Source organism: Sphingobacterium sp. 1.A.4 (assembly GCF_002734245.1).
Lineage (GTDB): Bacteria > Bacteroidota > Bacteroidia > Sphingobacteriales > Sphingobacteriaceae > Sphingobacterium > Sphingobacterium tenebrionis.
Genome location: NZ_PEAZ01000046.1, coordinates 22847 through 46489, shown reverse-complemented (window position 1 = coordinate 46489; position 23643 = coordinate 22847). Strand labels below are relative to the sequence as shown.

The following is a 23643-nucleotide window of genomic DNA, read 5'->3' as shown; positions in this document are numbered from 1 at the left end:
GAAATGTCAAAATAATCCTTTGAACAATCAATACCTGTTACCATCTTTGTATACCATTTTTGTGGATTACAGCAGCTCTTATCATAACTTATCAATCGTAAAAACAGGCTCCTGGCCTAATGAACTGTCCAAGTTTATGATAGGAATAAGAGAGGGGGATTAACATTGCGAAGGGTCTCTCAAGGACCAATGACGATTAAAAATCTTACTCCCTCTCTCGCTGTATCCTAAATGAAATACAAAATTATATTCTGTTTCTTTAATTCCTATAACTTCCCTACAAACTTACGATGACGGTATACCTCGCAATGACGGTTTTAGTCTTTATCAGTACCTCTGAAAAGGCCTAATTGACCGTTATCATCAATCTGAATATCATCTGGATTGGTAATTTCAAATGAAATCTCATCTGCTTTCGGAACAACCTCTTCATTCTTCTGTACATCCACCTCTTTCTGAACGGCATCTTTATTCTGAAGGTTTTCTTTATTCTGAACATTCTCCTTATTCTGAATATTCACCCCTTTCTTAACATCTTCCTCTTTCTTAACATCCTCCACATTGCCCATCTTTGGATTTTCCGCTTGAGAATCTACTTCTTCCAATCCTCCGCTAGCATCTTCCAAACCAGCACCATTACCCTCCAAACCAGCACCAACTTCCAAACCCGCACCAACTTCCACTACCTCTGCCAAATCCTTCTCCTCCGTCAACAACTTGATTTTTTTCACGGTATGGAAAGATAACCTATTCCCTTGCGCCTTCATACCCTTCACATCCACGATTTCTGTTAAATCCTGATCCAAATTCTCTTCCGTCTGCGATTTCCCTTTTAACAAATCAAGATGAACAACAGGTTGATCATTATTGGTCAACAAGATCAATTTACTATCCTCGCCAATAAATTTCACACGCTTTCCAACCGGATTATCATCAAAATTAAACCTTTTCACAAAATAAGTACCCTTACTATCCTGATGGATCGCTGTATAAACCTGCTCCGGAATAAATTTTTCCAATCGGATCATCTTCTCATCAAAATGGTTATTCAGATCAAAGGTGCTCAGTTCATAAGAACCATCGCCCAAAGCCATTAATATCTTATCATCACCATCAAATTCACCCAAGAACTTCCCACGATCATCAGCATTCAAACGCTTCAATATATCATCATACCAGATCTTCCTGCCCGCAAGAGTGGATATTCCCGCACTTTTGAAAATGATTTTCTTAACCGGATACTTGCTCACGATATTTCCCTGAGAACCCCGGCCTTTAATGGCCACTTCTGCAAAATCCATATCAAAATTCAGTTTCCGAAGCTTCGTATGCGGTTTCAACTGCACATTGACAATCTCTGCCTCCCCATTGGAATTCGCTGTAAAATACAATATTTTGGTACCCTTGCTTCCTTTCCCGATATCATAATCCTTATCACGCGTAACCCCGGTTACCGCAAAACGTTTAATATAACTCGTTCCAGTCGCTCCATCCTTATAAATCGCATTGTAAATAGTCCGCTCATCACCTTTCTTGAATACCGCCACATGGATGATATCCTTGCCCACAAACACCTTATCCTGGATTTTTACAATGGAATATTTACCATCCGCACGGAACACAATGATATCATCGATATCCGAGCAATCGCCCACCAGTTCATCTTTACGCATGTTGGTCCCGATGAATCCCTCTTCACGATTGACATATAATTTTGCATTGGCAAGGGCAACCTGCGTCGCCTCCACCTTGTCAAATACGCGAAGCTCTGTTTTTCGTTCGCGGCCTTTACTGTACTTTCCGCGCAGGTATTCGAACCATTTGATGGTGAATTCCGTCAGGTTCCGAAGGTTCTTCTTCACCTCCTTGATTTCATCCTCCAAGGCCTTCATCAACTCATCCGCCTTTTTCACATCAAATCGCGTGATGCTACTCATCGGTTTATCGATCAAGCGTTTATAATCCTCCGGAAGGATAGGGCGGTAGAACTGCTCGAAGAAAGGTTCAAACAAGCGGTTCAATACTTCGACCACCGTTTCAAAATCACCGGAATTTTCATAGTCAGGATGTTTGTACATCCCTTCTTGGATAAAGATCTTCAAAAGATTACTGAAGAAGATCTTCTCCATCAATTCATTCAAGCGGATCTCCAACTCCTGTTTCAGGAGGCTTTTGGTCTGCTTGGTATTCTCGATCAGAATATCATTCACACTCATGAAATGAGGTTTGTTATTCTTGATCACACAGGTATTTGGCGAAATGGATGTTTCGCAACCTGTAAAAGCATATAAGGCATCGATCGTTACATCAGGGGAGATCCCAGGTGCCAAATGCACCAAAATCTCCACGAATTCTGCTGTATTATCCTCGATTTTCTTGATTTTTATTTTACCCTTTTCATTGGCAGTAACGATACTATCGATCAAACTGCCTGTGGTAGTGCCAAAAGGGATTTCCGTGATCGCCAAGGTCTTTTTATCGCGTTCCTCGATCTTCGCTCGAACGCGTATTTTTCCACCACGCTGCCCTTCGTTATAACCCGTAACATCGGCCATACCGCCTGTCGGGAAATCGGGATAGATGCTTGGTCTTTCTCCTTGAAGAACCTGGATGGATCCATCGATCAGCTCGATGAAGTTATGGGGCATGATCTTGGTCGCCAAACCTACAGCAATACCTTCCGCACCTTGTGTCAACAACAAAGGGAATTTTACCGGCAGGGTGATCGGTTCTTTCTTCCGACCATCATAACTCAACTGCCACTCGGTGGTATCCGGATTGAAGACCACTTCCAGCGCAAATTTCGACAAACGACCTTCAATATAACGTGCCGCAGCGGCAGAGTCGCCTGTGATCGGATCTCCCCAGTTTCCCTGGCAATCGATCAACAGGTTCTTTTGTCCCAATTGGACCATCGCATCCCCAATTGAGGCATCTCCATGCGGGTGGAACTGCATGGTATTTCCGATGACATTGGCTGCTTTGTTGTATCTTCCATCATCCATCTCTTTCAACGAGTGCAGGATGCGTCGCTGAACCGGTTTGAAACCATCGTTGATATGTGGAACAGCACGGTCTAGAATAACGTAGGATGCATAATCTAGAAACCAGTTCTCATACAGTCCCGAAAGGGGAATCGTATTGCTTTGTTGGTCTTGTGATGGGCTTTGTTCGTTGTTTTCGTCGATGTTGTTAATTTCGTCGCTCATTTACTGTTTGTAAGTTTTTCGGGTTTGGCAGATTCGAATACTGCAAACCTTGTAAAAATACAAAATTCATTTTATTTTTAGGTTTATATCCGCATACCTCATCACGCATTATGAAGAATTTTCTGTTAAGTGTTTTATTCAGTTGTTTATTGTTAGTTGCCCAGGCCCAACAGGCTGCCTACCAGTTGAAGGAAAATATTTCTTATGCTGGAAAAGGGGCTGATGCCTATAGCCAAGAGCGCTGTGTATTAGATCTTTATTTCCCTACGGACAAAAAAGATTTTGTGACCGTTTTATGGTTTCATGGCGGTGGACTAACCGGAGGAAATAAGGAAATCCCAGCCTTTCTAAAAGACAAGGGAATTGCCGTCATTGGCGTCGGTTATCGCCTTTCGCCAAAGGCTAAGGTCGAAGAGATCATACAAGATGCTGCGAAAGCTGTACAATGGGCCTATCAACACCTGGAAACTTATGGGGGCAATAAAAACAAACTGGTACTTTCCGGGCATTCTGCCGGGGGATACCTTAACCTGATGTTGGCCTTAAATCCGAGGTACCTGAAAGAAGTTGCTGTTCCTGAACAGGCGATTCTGGGCGTCGTACCTTTCAGCCCGCAATGTATTACCCATTTTACTGCACGAGCGGAGCAGAAAGTCGATATCAACCAGCCGGTGATTGATGCGTTGGCACCTTTATTCTGGGTACGGAAGGAAGCTTCCCCGATCACCTTGATCACGGGCGATCGCGAACTCGAGATGGTGGGCCGTTACGAAGAGAATGCCTATCTCGCCCGGATGTTGAAAATTGTCGGCCACCAACAGGTAAAACTGATCGAACTTGATGGCTATGACCATAATATGGTTTATCCGGGTTTGCCTCTTTTGTGGAAAGAGATCCAAAACTGGTCAAAATAGGATTACCTTATCCCGATAAAATTTCTAAAAGCGCTATTGTTTGCTAATATTTTTAGTATTTTTGAAATACTATTTTAATATTTAGCTATGGAACTGTTTGATAGTAAGCGTTTTGTTGCGCATTTGGATTTGGATACCTTTTTTGTAAGTGTAGAAAGGCTCAAGAACAGTCAGTTCATTGGCAAGCCTTTGATCGTGGGGGGTATGAGTGATCGTGCGGTGGTATCTGCCTGTAGTTATGAAACCCGAAAATTTGGTGTACACAGTGCCATGCCGATGAAATTGGCTTTGCGATTATGCCCGCATGCGATCGTGGTGCGTGGTGATATGGACAGTTACAGTTATTATTCCCGGGTGGTGACGGATGTGGTGCGGGAGACCGTTCCGGTGATGGAAAAGGCGAGCGTGGATGAGTTCTATGTGGACCTGACGGGTGTGGATCGATTTTTTGGATGCAGCCAATTCATGAGCGAGCTGAAGGATAAGATCCGGAAGGAGAGTGGCTTGCCGATCAGCTATGCCCTGGCATCGAACAAACTGGTGAGCAAGGTGGCTACGGATGATGCAAAACCCGATGGCAAAAAAGAGATCCTCCATGGTCTGGAAAAGGATTACCTGGCTCCGTTGAAGATCGAGCGGATGCCCGGTATAGGACAGAAAACAGGGACCTTACTGCAACAGATGGGCGTACGGACCATCAAGATATTGAGCGAGATCCCTCTGCCGATGATGCAGAATCTCCTGGGGAAGAACGGCATCGACCTTTCCCGAAAGGCCAATGGCATCGATCCATCACCCATTATTCCCTATTCGGAACAGAAGAGCATGGGAACGGAAGAAACCTTCCATCAGGATACCATCGATATGAATTTCCTGAACGCTGAATTGATCCGGATGACGGAGAAACTGACTTTTCAGCTCCGAAAACAAGAACGGCTCACCGGCTGTGTGACGGTAAAACTGCGTTATGCCAATTTCGATACGGTAAGCAAGCAAATGGTTATTTCCTATACGGCTTCCGATGCGGTATTGCTCAAGAAAGTGAAGGAACTCTTCGGTAAGTTGTTTGACCGGCGGATGCTGGTACGCCTGATCGGGGTTCGCTTCAGCCATTTGGTGCAGGGTTCCCAACAGATCAACCTGTTTGAAGATACCGAAGAGGCCGTTCGTTTATACCAAGCCATGGACGCTATGCGCGCGCGATTTGGAGATGAAGCGATCAAAAGGGCTATTTCTACACCTCCAAAACCGGCTCAGAAACGAGACGCCTTTCGAGCATAAGCTCCACATATTTCCTGCACATCTTATCCCATCCATAATTATTTCTGGAATATTCCTGATAGCGCAGGGCAGCCATCCCAAAATGGTCCTCATTGAAAAAAAGCTCCTGTAATTGTGCCACCCAGGCCTTTGCATCGTTGGATGGCAGAAGAATCCCGTTTTTATTTTGTTTGATGGCGTCGGTGATCCCGTCGATCTCCGAGGCGATCACCAAGGTTCCGGCCAGGGAAGCCTCTAAACAGACCAATCCGAAACCTTCCATATCCCCATCTACCCGGATGTTGGGCATGAGAAATGCAGAAGCATTGGCCAATAAAAGCTTCAGGTCGGAAAAGGGCACTTTTCCAACATGTTGCACCCGATCTTTGATCTCCTTTTTTTTCAGGAGCCTGCGGATGGCTGCTTGATCGCTGGGATAGCCCAGAAAAAGAAAAAGTAGCGACCTCAACTTCTTGGGCAAAGCATACAACAAACGTTCGGTAAGCCCGGTTTTTTCCTGAAAAGGACCGACCATGAAGAGCTTAACATCTGCGGGAAGCTGCGGAACCACCTCTTCCAACAGCCAGGAGAACCCCTTGCGCTGCACGGGTCTGCCCAGGGTAATGAGGTACTTCTGTCCGGTAGCAATATGGGGAAAACGACGCTGGAGAGCCGACCTTTCCAGATTCCCGCGATCAATCCCTTCCGTATCCACCCCATTGGGGATAACATAGACTTTTTCTCGAGGAATACCTCTACGGATAGCCGCATCGGCTGTTGCCTGGCTCACCGTGATGATCTTATCATAATGGGCGGCCAATTTAGGGATGATCCTTTTCTGAAAGAATGCCCAAGGGAATACAATATCCAATCCATGCAGGGTAACCATTTTCCGGAGATGGCCATAACCTTTATGCGATAGGGCGAAGGAGGCGATCAACCCATCATTGAAATGGATCACCTGGATCTGGGGATGCGCTTTCAACAGGGTCAGTATCCGATGGTTGAGCAGAAAAAAGAAGGTCAAAAGGCTTTCCTTATCCTTTCGGAATACCAGTTTGTGAATTTTGGCATACCGGGCAGAACCTTGGATCAGTTCGTAGGACTGCTTTTCCATGCCTCCGGTTGCTGGAGGATATTTATGGCTAACAAAGAGTATTTCAGGAAGTGGCTGTTGCGACATGATTGATTTCTTTTTTGATGAAAAGGTAAAGGATGAACCCGATGAGGATCCAGCTGAGCTGTTTTGCTCTACGCAGGATGGATACCGTGATCCAAACGGATGCGCCGGTAATACCAATGGCGGCCAACATCAGTTTATTCCCCAGTTCTTCGACTCCCAACTGCCCAGGAACAAAAGCGCCCAAGCTTTTGAATACAATGACGCTCATGTCCAGCAATAGGCCGTGCATGGGCAGCACATCGAATCCAAGAAAAAGGAGGATGAAATAGAATTCCAAGCTGCCTACGATCCAGTGGAGCGTAGCTAAGGCATAGGAAAACCAGAAAGTACGGGTGTTTTCCTGATAAAAAGTGCGAATATCGATTAAGAGTTTCAGGATGTTATGGTATATTTTTTCCAGGAAATTTCGGGGCTTTTTTGGCGAGGAAGTATGCTTCTTACCGCTCTTTGATAACCAGATGAACAAACCTATTTTGGCAATAAGCAACACAACAACAATCAGGTAAAACACCCAACCGAAACGTTGTATGGCCTGCTTACCGGCCGGATTGCTGATCAACCAGACACAGGCGCCCAAAAAAAGTAATATTTGGGATAATACGGCAGTCACCCGGGAGCTGGCTACCGAATTGATGGCCACCGATTTGGAGATACCATATGGTTTCAACAATTCGGCCTTCAGCATATCACCACCAATAATGCTGGTGGGATTATAGAGCCCAACCGTTTCCCCGACCTGCCGCAAGGAGAACAACCGAAATACCGAGATCTTCGATCTTTCCTTCCCCAAACAAACATGCCAGGACCAGGTACCGATCAGATAAGCCAAATAGGTTATCCCCAGCAGGTACAGAAAACGGAATCCAATGCCGCGAAGTTCTTTCCAGACCGACTGGAAATCCGTGTTCCAAAGGAAAATCCCGATGAATACGACAATACTGATCACTAATAATTGCTTGACCCGCTTTTTAGTTATTTTAATCGACCTGCCCATTGACTGCTATTCCAAAGATCCAATGCCCAATTATTGTCCAGCCAAGGCAAAAGCCCTTTGCGGTTCACGCGCCAGTTCCTGTACATCATCAAAATAGGTATCGGTCAATTTTGCCCAATCCAGTTGTTTGATGTACTGCAGTCCGGCATGGCGTAAATCTTCCTTGAGCTTCTCATTCTGAAGGATCTTATGAAGGAAAAAAAGATATTCTTTCGGGTTGTTCGGCGAGCATTTATAGCCTGTTTGGCCATGTTCCACCAAACTGGCACTGCCGCCCGCATTCGCAATGACACTCGGTAAACCCGATGCCATCGCCTCGATCACAACGTTTCCGTAGGTTTCCGAAAGGGAAGTGAACACGAAGGCATCCGCCGAAGCGTATAGCCTGGAAAGCTCCAGATGATCCAATTTTCCCAAGAAGACCGCCTTGGGCATCAACTGCATGGCCTCCTCTTTGGCGGTTCCATCCCCCGCGATGATCAGGTTGTAAGGCATGCCTTCCTGTTCCAATTGCTGATAGATACCGATCAGGGTCTGTATATTCTTCTCCCAAACCAGTCGGCTCGCAAACAGGATATTGGGCTTGTCGTTTTTGCTGATCGCTCGGATGTAGGCCTCACAACGTTTGTTCGGGTTGAACAGCTTCACATCGATCCCACGTTGCCATAGGGTCAACCGTTCGCCCTGTATCCCGATCTCCTCCAACTCTCGGATGATGCTATGCGCCGGAACATACACCTTTTCGCAGTTGTTGTAAAAACTGCGCATCCGCCTGCGGATCCAGTTTTCCACCGGTCGGATCAAGCTGCTGAAGTTGCGGAAATAATAGGCGATATAGGAAATGAAATGCGTATGGTAGATACTGATGACCGGAATGCCCTTTCTCTTAGCATATCCCAAGGCATAGAAACCCAATAGCGATGGCGTGGCGATGTGGATGACATCCGGTTGGAAGGCATCCAAGGTTTCCTCCAAACGCCATTTGGCCAATTGCGGCACCGCAAAGGAATAATCATCGTTCATGGGGATCCTGAAGGTAGGAACCTGGTAGCTTTGACCGCCTTCAATCTCACTCGGCCCACGGCCATATACAAATAAATAGGAAAAGGAATTCGGGTCTATCCGATTGATAATCTGATACATTGTTCTGGATGCCCCGTCAAAATCCTCGATCAGGATCTCCGAAAAAAATGCAACTTTCTTCATGTAGAAATAAAATTGTCTGTATTAATAAAAATACTGCCGGAGTTTGTAGTTAATGATAACTGATTATTAATTAATTATGAACAATAAGGCATATAATTCCCGATTTTAATATGGAGTAAATAGTTTGAAAACAAACATTTAATAATCTCTAAAAACTGGGGTTATATTGCTGAATTAGTTTTGTTTCAGATCAAGGAATTTGCCGCTATGCTCATTCAGCTTACCTATCCTAAAAGACGAAAATCAAAACATCTCGGTTTGATCAGTCTTCTTTCTCTACTGCTTATCACAGGTTTTCAATTAAGTTTCAAACGAGGAAATACAGCCAAGGAGGTGTCCAAGACCGTTTTTCCGGTGATGGGAGAGGCCAGCTCGGGCGAGCTTTCGCTGTTGACCTATAATGTGGCGGGATTGCCGCAGATCATTTCCAGTGCGGAAACGGACCGTGCAGTCAGCATCCAAGAGATCGGTCGGCAGATGAATAAATTCGATCTCGTGAATGCCCAAGAAGATTTCAATTATAACCGACAGCTCTATTCGAAGAACACGCATCCCTACCGTACGGAAAACATGGGTGGGGTTCCTTTCGGAGATGGCTTGAGTACGCTGTCCAAGTATCCTATCTTGGAGACTGAACGCATTGCCTGGGAGGATTGCAGTGGTTCGGATTGCTTAACCCCAAAGGGCTTCAGCTATCATCGGGTACAATTGGCCAAAGAAGTATTTATTGATGTTTATAACGTCCATGCTACGGCGCAGGATAACCCTTCGGCAGTCCTGGCAAGAAGAAAGAACCTCCTGCAATTGGCGGAATACATCAAGGAGAAATCTGCTGGAGAAGCGATCCTGATCATGGGGGATTTCAATGCGCATTACGCCTTTTCGGAGGACAATTTACACGATTTCCAGAAAGAAACTGCGGTTCAGGACAGTTGGGTCATGGTTCAGAACAAAGGAATACACCCAGCCTTGCTACCTGATTTCAAGGCGATCCATGCACTTCAGGTGACCGAAGAATGTGAAAGTATTGATAAGATCTATTTTAGGGATAGTGAGAAGTTGCGCTTTAGCCCGAGTTCCTACAAGATCGAACATGAGTTGTTCAGCAATGAGGAAGGAAAACCGCTTTCCGATCATTGTGCCATCTCCTTGAAAATGGCCTGGTCCCTGAATGAACAATAGCCCAATTCTACTATATTATAAGATTAACCCAGTTTATAACCTAATTTCCGCATACCCAGGATTTCCAGGCTATACACTTCGAATTCTTCCATCACGCGGCCGTGCAATTCATAGAATCCACCTCCCAGAAAAGGGTATTGCTTGAGCACGGGCGGGAAGTGGACCGTATCCAACCAATTCCCATCCACATCCAGGAAAGTGCCGAAGCACATCCTTTCCCCTTTAATGGTTCTGGTTTCTTTGATGGTCACTAACCTGCCGATCACCTTGATCTGTTGGCCCAGGTAATCCTGCAGCCGTTCCGCACATACCGTTCCTTGTAGATGCATAGGGTCAAGAAGTTCGTAAAAATCCCCCACTACAAAACCCAAGAGATCCAGTTCGTCCTTGAGGTCCTCCATGCGGTCTTCATCAAATTTGGGTAGGATAAATTGCAGTTCCTCGCTTTCGAAGAGGTTGACCAGCACTTCCTTTTCCACCCTTTTGCTCCGAAAATTGGCCTCCCAGAGTAAGGTCTTCTTGTCCAGGCCGGTAAACCGTAGCGCCCCGATCCGAATCAGGATGTTCAATTGCTCCGGAGCAGGTTGTAGGCGCTGTAGGATATCATGCAGGTCTAAGTAGGGGCCATTAGCGACCCTTTCTTCGACGATGCGATGACCCAGTTCCTGCTCTAGCCCCTGTAGGTGGATGAAACCCACATACACCTGTTGTCCATGGATATTGGTGAGGTAATCACTCTGGTTCAGGCAGGGGAGTTCGATGATCCCGCCATTTCTTCGGAGTTCATGGAAATAGAATTCGGTACGGTAGAACCCTCCAAAGTTATTGATCACCGCCACATAGAATTCGCAGGGATAATACGTCTTGAGGAAAAGACTCTGATAGCTTTCCACGGCAAAGGATGCCGAGTGGCCTTTGGCAAAGGAGTAGCCACCAAAACTTTCCATCTGCCGCCATATTTCCGCACTGACGGCCTCATCGTGCCCCTGCGCCTTGCAGTTTACAAAGAACTTCTCGCGCATCAGCTCAAACTTGTTCTCCGAGCGGTATTTCCCGCTCATCGCGCGACGAAGGATATCCGCTTCTTCCAAGGAAATCCCTCCAAAATGATGGGCCACCTTGATCACATCCTCCTGATACACCATCACACCGAAAGTTTCCTCCAACAGTTCCTTCATTTTGGGATGCAGGTACTCCACCTTGTCCCGATCGTGGTATCGTTCAATATATTGCTTCATCATCCCCGATTGGGCAACCCCCGGGCGGATGATGGAGCTTGCCGCCACCAAGGTGATGTAATCGGAACATTTTAGCTTACCCAACAATTGGCGCATTGCCGGACTCTCGATATAGAAACAACCAATGGTATCCGCGTTCCGGATCATGTGGGCCAATTTAGGATCCTTAAAAAAACGGTCCACATCGTGGATGTCGATATGCTTGCCTCTGTTCTGCTGCACCAGTTCCAGGGCATCCTTGATATGCCCCAGGCCCCGTTGGCTCAAGATATCAAACTTGAACAGCCCGATGCGGTCCGCTTCGAACATATCCATGTGCAAGGTCTTAAAACCCTTGGGCGGAAGCTCCAGCACCCCGTAATTGGCAAGAGGCTCCTCACTGATGAGCACGCCCGCCGCATGCACACTCACATTGCTGGGGAAATTGACCAATAGCGCACCGTATTTCTGGATCCAACGCTGTATCTTATCCTCTGGGCTCCATTCTCTTTTGTGCACCAGCTCATCGATCTCTTCCTTCGGCAAACCAAATACCTTTCCCAATTCCCGAACGATCGCCCTACGCTGAAAAGTGGTATACATCCCTAACAGGGATACATGCTGTTTTCCATAGCGTAAAAAGAGGTATTCAAAAATAGAATCCCGGTCTTTCCAACTGAAGTCGATATCAAAATCCGGTGGGGAGGTACGGCTGGGGTTCAGAAAACGTTCGAAATATAGGTTCAACTGTATAGGATCCACATCGGTGATACGTAGGCAATAGGCAACCACCGAATTGGCGCCACTACCACGCCCCACATGGTAGAATTTCTGTTCGTTGGCATAACGGAGCATATCCCAAACAATCAGGAAATAAGAGCAGAAATTGGATTTGTAGATGATACTGAGTTCTTTTTCCACCCGCGCCATGGCTTGCCGGTTCTTGATCCCATAACGGGTCTTGCAACCCTCTACCGCCAATTTCCGCAACAGTTCCTGGTCCCCTTCCTCCGAGGCCGTGAAATACTTTTTGTTCTTATCCACATGGAATTCCATGCTGATGTTGCAGCTCTTGATCACCTGCATGGTCTTACTGATCACACTTGGAAAGCGGGCAAAGGCAGCGACCAGCACCTCTTCCTCCACGAGGGTTTCATTCGGGCCGGCATAATCCGCTGGGGTCAATTTGGAGAGTAGGGTATTCTTAGCGATCGCCCTTAAGATCCGATGCACATTGTAATGGGCTTTGTCCTGATAGGTGACCGGATGAAGGACTACCCAGCAATCCGCGGCTAGGGCTTCCTGCCAATTCAGTTTGTTGAGATCTTCCATTCCCAGGCCGATCAGCTCCTGTGGGCGGAGCTCCCCAATCTCCGTGTGCTGCTCCAGGGGATAGATCACCCATACGTTTTCCAGATCAAAAGTCGGTCGATCGGGAAAATCCAGTTTTTTCACTTTATGATGGGAAAGAAAATGATGGATCTGCGTAAGCCCCTGGTTGTTCTTCGCCAATAGGATATAACAAAGCTGATTATCATTTCTGACCTCTGTACCGACGATGGGCTTAATGCCCTTTTCTTGGCATTTTAGGACAAAATCCCAGCAATCGGCAGTAGAATTGATATTGGTAAGTGCCATGGCAGTGATGCCCATACCTGAAGCTTGCTCCAGTAGATCTTTGGGCGAAAATGTTCCATAATGGAAGCTGAACCAGGTCTTACAATTCAAATACATGTTACAAGATTACGAAATATAGCTTTATTTTGCTAAAAATATTAGTAAAATAAAGTATAACAAATTGATAGATAACCTTATAAATAAATTGGAATTATTCAGACTAACTATTAAGCAGGAAGTTCTTTCCACTCCCAATCGAAGGACATGGAGACCGCCAAATGGTCGGATAGGGCTGCCCCAGCCTGATTGGTAAAGTGTGAAATTTCCACCTCATAGGTCTTAGGGATCAAAGTCAGGTTATCCCCATTTCTAAAGAAGATCTTGTCCAGACTTTCGGTGTCATTTGTCAGGGAGAGCATGTGCTGGGCAATGAATTTCGGGATGATCTCCGGAAATGTACCGTTGCGGAGATGAGTCACCCATCCATCCGACAACCCGGTATTCACTAAAAATTCATGGAGATTATCGCGTTTATAAGCATAATGGGCGTTGAAATCCCCCATTACAATCAGGGGTTTTCCGACAGAATGTTCTTGGATATAGGCCGCTAATTGACGGATGTTTTCTCTTCTTGCTTTTGCCGCACGCGCTACATCACTGGAATTGGCATGCACATTATAAACATCGATAAACACATGCTGATCCAATTGGATTTTGGCAAAAGTGAATCCCTTCACGGTCCAACAATCCGGACCACTACAATGCCGCCAAGGAATACGACGGTATTCTACAATCGGATATTTGGATAGGGTATTCAAGCCATCACCCAAAGGGATTTTTCCTTTATGCACAGTGCGGTAGGGATGTTTGTTCAGGGAATAGAAGGCCGAATTGTAATTGAAGTCTTCCTGTACATTCACGATGTCAAATTCCTCCACCTTTTCACCAATCTCCGTGATACTGACTCTTCTAGGGGTTTTTGCGGCTGAGATGCCTTGGGGTAATCCGGCAATATTATAGGTCAGCACCTTAATATTGCCTTTTGAAAGTTGGCCGTCTTTGTCTTCATCTGGCGTTAATTCTACCAGGGTTAATTTTCGTCTTAGTTTTTTGAAAATCAATAAGACTACAATAATCAGAACAACCAGTATATATACTATAATCATCAACAAACTATTATGGGAATAAAGATAACCTGATTGGATTACCTAAATCTTTATTTTATGTTAAGTTATCCTTATTCCTTTGATGACGTTAGAATCTTATTCTTGATCAGGCTTATCCTTATTAGGTTTTTCCTTTTTCTCTTCGTTGATATTCTTCAAATCTTCATAAGGGTTTTCCTCCGCCTCATGGACCTCTTTGTAAACAACTTCTTCCTTCGTTTGATTGCCTTGCTCATCGGTAGTTACCTTCACATCCATTTCAATTTTCTTTTTGTTCTTAGGTGTTCTGACAATTCCCCATTTCATCAACAACTCCTGGGTGGAGTTCTTTTTGAGGTGAAGTTTTTCAGGTTCACCGATCAAGAAACCAATCGCCTGCATACCAGGAGAGGCATCGAAAATAACCTTCAAGGTAGCAATCAACGGTAGGGCAAGGATCAATCCGGCCAATCCGAATAGCATACCACCCAATAAAATACCTATAATGGCCATCAACGGATTGATGCTTACTTTACTGCCCACTATATTAGGGGTGATGATGTTTCCTTCCAAAAATTGCACCACCTGGAACCAAGCGACCACACCTAATGCATACCAAGCACTATCCTTGGTAGCCAAGGCAAATAAGGCGGGCAGGATGGACCCAATAGCAATACCAATATAAGGCAATAGCATTAACAAGGATGCCAAGGAACCAAAGAACCAAGCATAGTCAATGCCCATGGCCATTAAACCTACGGTATTCAGCACCGCTACGATCCCCATTACGGTGATCAGACCGACCAGGTAACTCTGTACAACCTCATAAATTTTGTTCAATACCTCATTCACTTTGTGTTGAGGAGTGGATTTGAAAGCCTTGAAGAAAAATTCCCGAAAGAAATCACGGTAGTACAATAAGAAGAAACTGAATAACGGAACCAAGATGGCACTACCCAGTAGGTTACCGATGGAGCCAAAAGTGGAGGTTAATGTCCCGGCCATATTCTCCATGGATTTATTTCCCTGCTCGCGGAGTTTTTCCATCACCTCTGTCTTCTCAACACCAAACTGACTACTGATCCATTCCTGGCCGCGCTCCAGAACCGATAGCACTTTGTCCGTTATCGCTGAAGCATCTTTTCCGATGATGATACTTTCATGCACGATAAACCAAAAAAGCCCAGAAATGACCGCGATAGCGACCAGAACTGCTAGAATGGACGAAAATGCTTTCCCTAGATGCAGGCGGTCGAAGAACCTTGCCAAGGGATAGAGAGAAATGGAAATAAGGATGGAGAATAATAGTGGTAATAAAACACTTTGCGTAAAATACATCAAAGCTATGATTAATACCATCGCCAATAAGCTTGCAGAAAGCTCCATGGCATAGGGTCTTTTGGTCTGATTTTTTTCCATATGGTCTTTATAACGTGTTAGGCAATTTTTTGTTTTTTCTCTCCCAATATAAAACATATAAAAATGCAAAGAAAATTACGATGGCATTTCCATACATGATTCCTGGGATTCGCGATAGCTGATCGTGATAAATATATCCTGCAAATACTGCGCCACCACCTATACCGGCCTCCAAGGCAATATACATGGTTGCCATGGCCTTACCGCGGTATTGCGGAAGGGAAAGATCGATGGTCCAGGCATTCACGGCAGGCGAAAATATCCCAGTACCTATCCCATAGATACAGGCACCAATGATCAGGTGCAGAATGCTGTCGCTAAAACCGATGTATAGGACGGAGATTGTAACAATCAATAAACCTACTTTCATCACGGAAATCCGACCATAACGGTCTGCCACTTTCCCGGATACCATCCGTATGGCGACGGACGCAACGGTATAGGCCGTGAAGAAGAGCCCTTTGTTCTGTATCCCCAAATGTTCACTCCAATCGGGAATAAGGGTCAGGATAACGCCATAAGCGGTATAAGAGAATAGGGTTACTATACCCGCCGGGATGACCCGAAGTTCGATGATGTCCCTCCGCGAGATCTTCAGCATTCGCCTATGGAATTTTTGCTTATCCTTTAAGGTCTCCTTCATGTTCATGACGATGATGATGGACAGGAAGGCGAAAGCAGAAGAGCTGTAGAACATGGTGTTCAGGTCGGCAACCATGGCAATATAACTTCCGATGGCAGGTCCAACCGCGCCCCCAATACTAAAGCATAGCCCATGCATGCCCAATGCTTCGCCCCAACGTGTAGAAGGAATAATATCGGCTATATAGGCAGAAGTTGCCGTAGGTTTGAAACCGGTGGAGAATCCATGCACCAATCGGAGAAGAAAGAATCCGGCCACACTGGTCAAGATAGGGTAGAGGAATCCACAGAGCACACATACGATGGATCCGATCGCCATCACGGGAACACGACCCCATTTATCGGTCAAACGACCACTGAAAGGTCTGGAAATTCCGGCTGTCAAAGTGAATAATCCAATGATCAGGCCTTTATGTTCCGCTCCGCCCAAGGAACTTAAATAGTTGGGCAGTTCGGGGATGATCATGTTGAAGCTTGCTGAAAAAAGCAAGGAACTCAGGCAAAGTAACCCAAATTGTAAGGTATATAAGGGCCTTTGATCTTCCTCCGCAGCATTCTCCATCATATTATCTTAGTTTTTGTCTTGTTAATTCTGAACAAAATATGGTAGTCGCCACAGCAACATTCAATGATTCGGCAGCACCGACCCGTGGAATGGTCACCTTTTTCTGGATTTTCGGGATCAGATTCTTCCGAATGCCATTCCCTTCATTGCCCATGATGATCAAGCCTTGCTTACCAAAATCAGTTTCATAGATGGAATCGCCATCCAATAAGGCACCGAATGTGGGCAACTGGTTTTCTTCCAAAAAGGATTCGATATCCAGGTAATGGATCTTGATCCTGGAAAGGGAACCCATGGTTGCCTGTACTACCTTGGGATTGTAGGCATCCACCGTTCCTTGGGAGCAGATCAGGTGCTCGATGCCGAACCATTCTGCGGTGCGGATGATCGTGCCTAAGTTGCCTGGATCTTGCACATCATCCAAGATCAAACTGTGTTTGTTCGCAAGGATAGCAGGGTCTAGATCGTCCTCCGCAGGCATTTCCACCGTTGCCAATGCCCCTTGTGGATTCTTCAGGCTACTGATTTTTCCAAATTCCGCTACAGTGACTTCTTCCAGTTTTATATTTTGAGGGATTTTCCCCAATTTTGCAGCGGCATCTGCCGTCGCCCATATTTTTTGTATCTTGTAGGATGAGCCAACAAATTCCATTACGGACTTAATTCCTTCCACTACAAATAATTGATGCTGGGTACGAAATTTTTTATGCTGCAATGACGTAATTAAACTGATTTGTGCTTTTGACAACATGGGACGAATGACTAAAAAAAGAAGTTTGTTTATTTTTGCAAGTATAACGTTTTTGTTGCTATTTTTTGCAGCATGTCGTTCAGCGAAGTACTTGGAAGAAGACCAAGCCTTGGTGACGGATGTAGATATCAACGGTGTCAATCAACAATTGAAGGAAAGTGCCGGTCAATACGTGGCCAATGATATCCGTCCCAATTCCCCCTTATATTTAACCATTTACAATATTTTCAATACCCGTGATGGAGCCTATAAAACGGATGGAATCAAAAACGTAGGTGAAGCCCCACGGATTTTGGATTCTGCCCTGGTGGAACTTTCCGCCAACCAGATCCAACGTTTCCTGCAGACCAAGGGATATTTCAATGCCCAGGTGAAACCCCAGGTTTTGATCAAAAACAAAAAAGCGAGAATTGAATTCAATACGGAACCTGGCCAAGGTTACCTGGTCAATGCTATCAACCGGGAAGTGCAGGATCCAGAAGTGGATCGCATTTACCAAGAGGAGGTCGTTCCGGGCAGCCTCGTGAAAGTGGGCAAGCAATATGATGCTGCCGATCTTTATCTGGAAAGGGAAAAATTATATACCAGTATGCGTGAGCGTGGGTACTATGATTACCTACGGCAGTATATGCGTGTTGCGGTGGATACCATAGGTCTTCAACATAAAACCGATCTTTCCATACAAGTTTCCAATCCCAGTGATTCGTCAGCGCATCAGATCTATCACATCGATTCGGTGTATTTCCGGGTGGAAGCAGCCGATCCATCCCTGCGGAAAAATGAAGAAGCTTACCTGGATACCCTTCGTAAGATCGTTTATCTGGATGAGACCGGTAAGTTTCGCTTATCGCCTTTATCCCGCTATGCGTTCTTACGGAGAGGACAGAAATACAATAGCGAAAACGAGGAACTGTCCTACGATAGGCTCTATGAGATGAATGGTTTCCGGTCGGTAAAGATCAACTACCAAAAAAAGGATTCCGCGTTGTTGGATGTTTATTATAACCTCATTCCGCGTGCGGCCATGAGCAACCAAATGGAAGGAGAATTTACTTTCAGTTCGGGGATGAGCGGGTTCAACGTGGGAAATACCTTTGCCCATCGAAATGTGTTCGGTGGTTCGGAAACCATCGAGGTGCGCATGCGCTACGGGGTACTTTTTGATTCCAGACTACCGGGAAGTTTGTCGGACAAGATCTTCAACAATGATTTCCAGATCGGGGTCAACCTATCCTTTCCACGCATATTGGCGCCTTTCCGCGTTCGAAGTGTTGGACGTTTTGGGCTTCCAAGAACCACGATATCCTCCAGTCTGCAGTTGTTTTTCCAAGATCAGACCTATGCCAACCGCTATTTTATCAACAGCTTGAACTACCAATGGTACGAAGCGACCAACAAGATGCATAGTTTCACGCCTGTAGTGATCGAATACCGTGATGGCCGATTGAACGAATCCTTTATGAATAACCTGATCGAACAGGGTTACGAGCTGTATGTGCGTAGTAACAATCGTCGATATTTTGGATTGGGTTCACAATATGCCTATACCTATAATGCGCCAAAACTGACTTCCAAAGAAAGCTTCAGCTATTTCCGTGGTGCCGCGGATATCAGTGGTAACCTTTTGGGGCTATTATCCAATACCCTCAACCTGCGTACCAATGATAAGGGAGAGAAGTTATTGTTCGGCGTTCCTTATCTGCAATATGTGAAGGGCGAAGTCGATTACCGTTGGTATAAATTCCTGGGCGGTAATAAACAATTTGTATTTCGCTTTAATTCGGGGGTGATTGTGCCTTATGGTAACAATTCTACCTTGATCATCTTTGAAAAGAGTTTCTTTTCAGGCGGTATGAACGGTATCCGTGCTTGGCAGGCCAGAACATTGGGACCAGGGGGTTATAACCGTTCTACCAAACCGGAGAATATCCGATTGAACCTCCGCAACCTGGATCAGCTGGGGGAGGTAAAGATCGAAACCAATGCGGAATACCGCTTCCGGATGTTGAATAACTTCTTCGGCGCCAAACTTAATGGAGCTACTTTTATCGATGCCGGAAATATTTGGCGATTGCGTAAGGACGATTTCAATATCGATGGGGAATTTGTCGGAAGTAAGTTCCTATCCCAAATTGCCATAGGTACCGGTTTTGGATTGCGTGTGGATATGGATTATTTTACCATCCGCTTAGATGCGGGTTTGAAGGTCAAAGATCCGCAGTTCCGTGGTAAAGAACAATGGGTCATCAGGCATCTGTTTGATTCCAAGGATTTCAAATACCAATATGCACTGAGCAACCGCCCAGACCGCTATAATTTTATCCAATATAATTTTGGTGTTGGAATGCCATTTTAAAAGATGGTAAGCCTTGCGAAGATCGTTTAGATCAGATCTTTCAACCCAAGTATAGTACTCTCGATCAGCTGTTTCACGTCTAATCCTTTGCTATAATTCAAATAGAAGTACACTAAGGCAATGATCAAAAGGGTGATCAGGAATCGCTTTAATTTATACGCGATGAATAAGACCAGCAATGGAACGACGATCAGCAGAAAACCAGAGATCTTGTAAGGGCTTATCCCTTTTTCGGTTACCCGAAGAAAAAATAATTTCCCGATTTCCTTATCGCCCGATTTATGCTTGAAAAAAACAAATGTTGAGGATTCGATCGGGTTGCTTGTAACAGCTACTCCATCTGTAAAACGCAGATCTTGCTGGAAACCATTGATCGTGAACTTGTAATCACCGTTCACCTGATTATTGGTTTTTTCAAGTGAATCCGTGGCAATAATAGCGAGTTTTCCATTCTGAGAAAGATTTTCTTTCACCATGAAATCATTAATACTTGCTTGTTGAGCCGTACCAGTGAACGGAAAAATCATAGCCATTGCTAGTATCAAGCAGATTATCCAGCTGTTTTTCATGATGCAATGATACAAAATAGATAGGAATCTTCTTATCTTTGCAGACATTATTAAATAAAAGCAAAATTATATGTTGCAGTTAAATTACATCCGTGAGAACAGGAATGAAGTAGTTGAAAGACTTGCTGTAAAGAATTTCAACGATGCAGAATTGGTAGATCAGATCATTGCCTTAGACGAGCAACGTCGTAAGGTTCAAAATGAATCGGACTCCATCGCAGCTGAAGCCAACTCCTCTGCAAAGCAAATTGGAGATTTGATGCGCCAAGGTAAGAAAGAAGAAGCCGAAGCTATCAAATCGCGTTCCGCAGCATATAAAGAACAGATTAAAAACTTACAGGATACCTTGGAGCAGGTAGAGCAGGATTTGCAGTCTAAACTCGTGCAATTACCTAATTTACCATACCATATGGTACCAAAAGGATTGACCCCGGAAGATAATGAAGTGGTATTGACCAATGGAGAAATTCCATCTTTGGGAGCTGATACACTTCCACACTGGGAGTTGGCCTCGAAATACGATATCATTGATTTTGAGTTAGGAACCAAGATTACAGGAGCCGGCTTTCCGGTGTATAAAGGAAAAGGTGCTAGATTGCAAAGAGGATTGATCAATTTCTTTTTGGATGAAGCGACCAAGATGGGCTATGGTGAGGTGCAGGTTCCGATCGTTGTGAATGAAGCTTCGGCCTATGCAACGGGACAATTGCCGGATAAAGAAGGGCAGATGTACCATGTTACGCAAGATGAGCTATACATGATCCCAACGGCTGAGGTGCCGATCACCAATATTTACCGTGATGTTATTGTTAAAGCGGAAGATTTTCCGATCAGACATTGTGGATATACGCCTTGTTTCCGTCGTGAGGCAGGATCTTATGGCGCGCATGTGCGTGGTTTGAATAGATTGCACCAGTTTGATAAGGTGGAGTTGGTTCAGATTGTTCACCCGGAGAAATCTTATGAGACATTAGAGGAAATGAGTACGTATGTACAGTCTTTATTGCAGAAGTTGGGATTGCCTTATCGTGTGTTGAGGTTGTGTGGTGGAGATATGAGTTTTGCCTCTGCAATGACCTATGATATGGAGACTTTTTCTGCTGCGCAGCAACGTTGGTTGGAGGTTTCTTCTGTTTCTAATTTTGAGACTTATCAATCGAATAGGTTGAAGGTGAGGTTTAAGAATGAGGACGGAAAAACTACTTTAGCGCATACATTGAATGGTTCAGCATTGGCTTTACCAAGGATTGTAGCGACGCTATTGGAGAATAACCAAACTGATAAAGGGATTAAGATTCCGGAGGTATTGGTGCCTTATGTAGGCTTTGAGTATATTGATTAAGGGATTTTTACACGTCATTGCGAGGAACGAAGCAATCTTTTTACACTAATCCAAAGATTGCTTCGTCGTACCTCCTCGCAATGACGTAGAATCCTCTTTAAAAGGCTCCATCCTCACCAAATACTGATCATTCTCATCCTCAAAAAGGATCTGAACTACCCATCCCTCTTCCCTCGCTATTTTAATCAAAGTCTCTTGATCAATATACAACCACTTAAACAAATCCCCCTTCTGTTCCTTATACTCATATTGAAAATTGATCTCCCCAAAATAATGCTCCGGCCTTTTGATCTTATATTCTTCATACAAATAAGAAATATCCGAGCTATCAAACAGCAACTGCCCTCTATCCGACATCAATGTTTTGGCATGTTGAAGCACCTTCCGAAATCCCTCCAAAGTCCCAGCAATCCCGATTCCGTTCATCAAGAACAACAAGGTATCATACTTTTCTTCACCCCCATATTGGAAAAAATCCCCATGCACCACTTTCCCAACACCTCTTTCCCGCATGATATTACAAGCGATCTCTGAAATCTCCAAAGCCGTCACATCAAATCCTTTTTCCTGAAGGTATAAAGCATGAACACCTGTTCCTGCCCCCACATCCAACACCTTACCATCACATAACGACAAGGCGATAAATTCCAATTCCGGGATATCATCATCCTGCCTGTAAAAAACCTCCACCGGCATTTCCTCGATATCGCCATAACTGCTATGCAATAGTAGGGGATGGCTCAGTTCCCCCTTTTCCTTATAATCAAATAAGGCATCGCCATATACATCTCTACTCATGTTCCTGGATATTTAAGAATCGCTTCGCCATTTTTATTTCTTCTGGATCACCGGTATGTTTGTTCGGCTCGTCGGAAAGTTTGATAACCGGTGTCCATTCCCCTTCATCCGGATAGGCTTCCGTCATTTTCAGCACGATATTCATCCGTGGTAGTCCCACATCATTGGTGAAATCTGTTCCGATACCAAAGGAATGGCCGATTTTATCCTGGCTGAATTTCACGATCTTCACCACCTTTTCATAATCCAATCCATCGGAAAAGATTATGGTCTTGGTCAAAGGGTTGATCCCCCTGCTTTTATAATGATCGATGGTCTTTTGTGCAAATTCGATCGGATCACCACTATCATGCCTTACCCCATCAAATAATTTGGACAATTTTTTATCAAACTGTTTGAAGAAAACTTCGGTGGTATAGGTATCAGATAAGGCGATCCCCAAATCCCCACGATACACGTTGGACCAGTTCTCCAGCCCAAGCAGGTTCGCCATTTTATAACCATATTTCGCAGCATGGAACATAAACCATTCATGGGCATGCGTGCCGATCGGTTTTGTTTCATATTTCATGGCAAAATGAACATTGCTGGTACCGATGAAGGTATTGGATTTATGGGATTTCAATGCTTTGATCACCAAATCATGCACGGCTGAGGAATGTCTACGTCGGGTTCCAAAATCGGCAATGGTGATGTTCAGCTTATCGTATTTGTCCATCTTATCATTTACGATCTTCATGACCTCTTCATCGTCCACCCTTTGCAAGCCGGTCATTTCATAATACAATTCGCAGATCAGGGCCATCAAAGGCACCTCCCAAAGAATGGTCCTGTACCAATATCCCTCGATCTTCACGATCAGATCATCTCCCTTTTGGGTAATCTTCACCTCATCCGGGTCGTACTGGTAACCTTGGAGAAAATCAAAATAGGTAGGATCGATGTAGGGACATGTTTTTGAAAAAAAGGTTTTCTCGGCTTTGGTTAATTTCAAATCGACCATCTTATCCACGGCCTCTCTGAATTTCGCTGCAAATCCTTCCGGAAATTTATGTTTACCACGATTGATGAACTGGTATCTCGCTTTTGCTTTTGGAAACAACTTAACGACAGCGTATTGCATCGTGAATTTATAGAAATCGTTGTCTAAAATGGATTTTAGTTTTGCCATTAGGTGTGATTTATGCTTTTCTGTTCCTTACAATTTAGTAAAAATAGAAGAATTTCGGGTTTTTACCAGCATATTTCCGAATTATGAAATCGAGTTACCCTCG

Annotated in this window: 17 protein-coding genes; 5 read left to right on the top strand and 12 right to left on the bottom strand. The window is 44.7% G+C overall.

Features of this window, described 5'->3' with window-relative positions; genetic code table 11:
• Positions 1-317 precede the first annotated feature (317 nt).
• Positions 318-3209 carry a DNA gyrase/topoisomerase IV subunit A gene (locus CRJ00_RS07185; RefSeq protein WP_099366189.1) on the bottom strand — a complete coding sequence of 964 codons (2892 nt, stop codon included), beginning with the start codon at positions 3207-3209 and terminating at the stop codon, positions 318-320.
• Positions 3210-3319: 110 nt separating this feature from the next.
• Here CRJ00_RS07185 and CRJ00_RS07180 point away from each other — a divergent pair, with 110 nt between their 5' ends.
• The gene (locus tag CRJ00_RS07180; protein WP_099366188.1) at positions 3320-4123 is read left to right on the top strand and encodes an alpha/beta hydrolase; all 804 of its coding nucleotides are present in this window, start codon (positions 3320-3322) and stop codon (positions 4121-4123) included.
• Between the two features lie 87 nt (positions 4124-4210).
• Positions 4211-5404 (top strand): DNA polymerase IV, encoded by a 1194-nt coding sequence (gene dinB, locus CRJ00_RS07175; protein ID WP_099366187.1) that lies wholly within the window; start codon positions 4211-4213, stop codon positions 5402-5404.
• Here the strand turns inward: dinB and CRJ00_RS07170 are convergent.
• Genes CRJ00_RS07170 through CRJ00_RS07160 form a run of 3 tightly spaced genes read right to left on the bottom strand, consistent with a single transcriptional unit; the run spans position 5358 to position 8766 of the window.
• Positions 5358-6566, bottom strand: a complete 1209-nt coding sequence (locus CRJ00_RS07170; protein ID WP_099366186.1) for a glycosyltransferase family 4 protein — start codon at positions 6564-6566, stop codon at positions 5358-5360. The genes dinB and CRJ00_RS07170 overlap by 47 nt on opposite strands.
• A complete protein-coding gene (locus tag CRJ00_RS07165; RefSeq protein ID WP_099366185.1) occupies positions 6544-7560 on the bottom strand; it encodes a lysylphosphatidylglycerol synthase transmembrane domain-containing protein in 1017 nt (338 codons plus the stop codon). Before CRJ00_RS07165 ends, CRJ00_RS07170 begins: the two co-directional genes overlap by 23 nt.
• Before the next feature lie 30 nt (positions 7561-7590).
• Positions 7591-8766: a glycosyltransferase family 4 protein gene (locus CRJ00_RS07160; protein ID WP_099366184.1), complete on the bottom strand. Its 1176-nt coding sequence runs from the start codon at positions 8764-8766 to the stop codon at positions 7591-7593.
• A gap of 207 nt (positions 8767-8973) precedes the next feature.
• On the opposite strand from CRJ00_RS07160, the gene CRJ00_RS07155 reads away from it, so the two are divergent.
• Positions 8974-9948 carry an endonuclease/exonuclease/phosphatase family protein gene (locus CRJ00_RS07155; RefSeq protein ID WP_257213718.1) on the top strand — a complete coding sequence of 325 codons (975 nt, stop codon included), beginning with the start codon at positions 8974-8976 and terminating at the stop codon, positions 9946-9948.
• 23 nt (positions 9949-9971) lie between these two features.
• On the opposite strand, the gene CRJ00_RS07150 is transcribed toward CRJ00_RS07155, so the two are convergent.
• From CRJ00_RS07150 to CRJ00_RS07130, 5 genes are all read right to left on the bottom strand, one after another.
• A complete protein-coding gene (locus CRJ00_RS07150) occupies positions 9972-12899 on the bottom strand; it encodes a DNA polymerase III subunit alpha (protein WP_099366183.1) in 2928 nt (975 codons plus the stop codon).
• Positions 12900-13009: 110 nt separating this feature from the next.
• The gene (locus tag CRJ00_RS07145; RefSeq protein WP_099366182.1) at positions 13010-13948 is read right to left on the bottom strand and encodes an endonuclease/exonuclease/phosphatase family protein; all 939 of its coding nucleotides are present in this window, start codon (positions 13946-13948) and stop codon (positions 13010-13012) included.
• A gap of 96 nt (positions 13949-14044) precedes the next feature.
• The gene (locus CRJ00_RS07140; RefSeq protein WP_099366192.1) at positions 14045-15346 is read right to left on the bottom strand and encodes an AI-2E family transporter; all 1302 of its coding nucleotides are present in this window, start codon (positions 15344-15346) and stop codon (positions 14045-14047) included.
• 7 nt (positions 15347-15353) lie between these two features.
• A complete protein-coding gene (locus CRJ00_RS07135) occupies positions 15354-16553 on the bottom strand; it encodes an MFS transporter (RefSeq protein ID WP_257213717.1) in 1200 nt (399 codons plus the stop codon).
• A 1-nt stretch (position 16554) separates the two neighbouring features.
• Positions 16555-17304, bottom strand: coding sequence for a TrmH family RNA methyltransferase (locus CRJ00_RS07130; protein WP_099366181.1), 750 nt, complete (start codon positions 17302-17304; stop codon positions 16555-16557).
• Here CRJ00_RS07130 and tamL point away from each other — a divergent pair.
• On the top strand, positions 17303-19660 hold the full coding sequence (gene tamL, locus CRJ00_RS07125) for a translocation and assembly module lipoprotein TamL (RefSeq protein ID WP_441347598.1): 2358 nt from the start codon (positions 17303-17305) through the stop codon (positions 19658-19660). The genes CRJ00_RS07130 and tamL overlap by 2 nt on opposite strands.
• A 26-nt stretch (positions 19661-19686) precedes the next feature.
• Here the strand turns inward: tamL and CRJ00_RS07120 are convergent, their stop codons facing one another.
• Positions 19687-20187 carry a hypothetical protein gene (locus CRJ00_RS07120; RefSeq protein WP_257213715.1) on the bottom strand — a complete coding sequence of 167 codons (501 nt, stop codon included), beginning with the start codon at positions 20185-20187 and terminating at the stop codon, positions 19687-19689.
• 112 nt (positions 20188-20299) lie between these two features.
• On the opposite strand from CRJ00_RS07120, the gene serS reads away from it, so the two are divergent.
• Positions 20300-21571 carry a serine--tRNA ligase gene (gene serS / locus CRJ00_RS07115; protein ID WP_099366179.1) on the top strand — a complete coding sequence of 424 codons (1272 nt, stop codon included), beginning with the start codon at positions 20300-20302 and terminating at the stop codon, positions 21569-21571.
• A gap of 45 nt (positions 21572-21616) precedes the next feature.
• On the opposite strand, the gene CRJ00_RS07110 is transcribed toward serS, so the two are convergent.
• On the bottom strand, positions 21617-22369 hold the full coding sequence (locus CRJ00_RS07110) for a class I SAM-dependent methyltransferase (RefSeq protein ID WP_099366178.1): 753 nt from the start codon (positions 22367-22369) through the stop codon (positions 21617-21619).
• Complete coding sequence (pncB, locus tag CRJ00_RS07105; RefSeq protein ID WP_099366177.1) at positions 22362-23540, bottom strand: nicotinate phosphoribosyltransferase; 1179 nt, start codon at positions 23538-23540, stop codon at positions 22362-22364. The genes CRJ00_RS07110 and pncB overlap by 8 nt, the downstream gene beginning before the upstream one ends.
• Between the last annotated feature and the right edge of the window lie 103 nt (positions 23541-23643).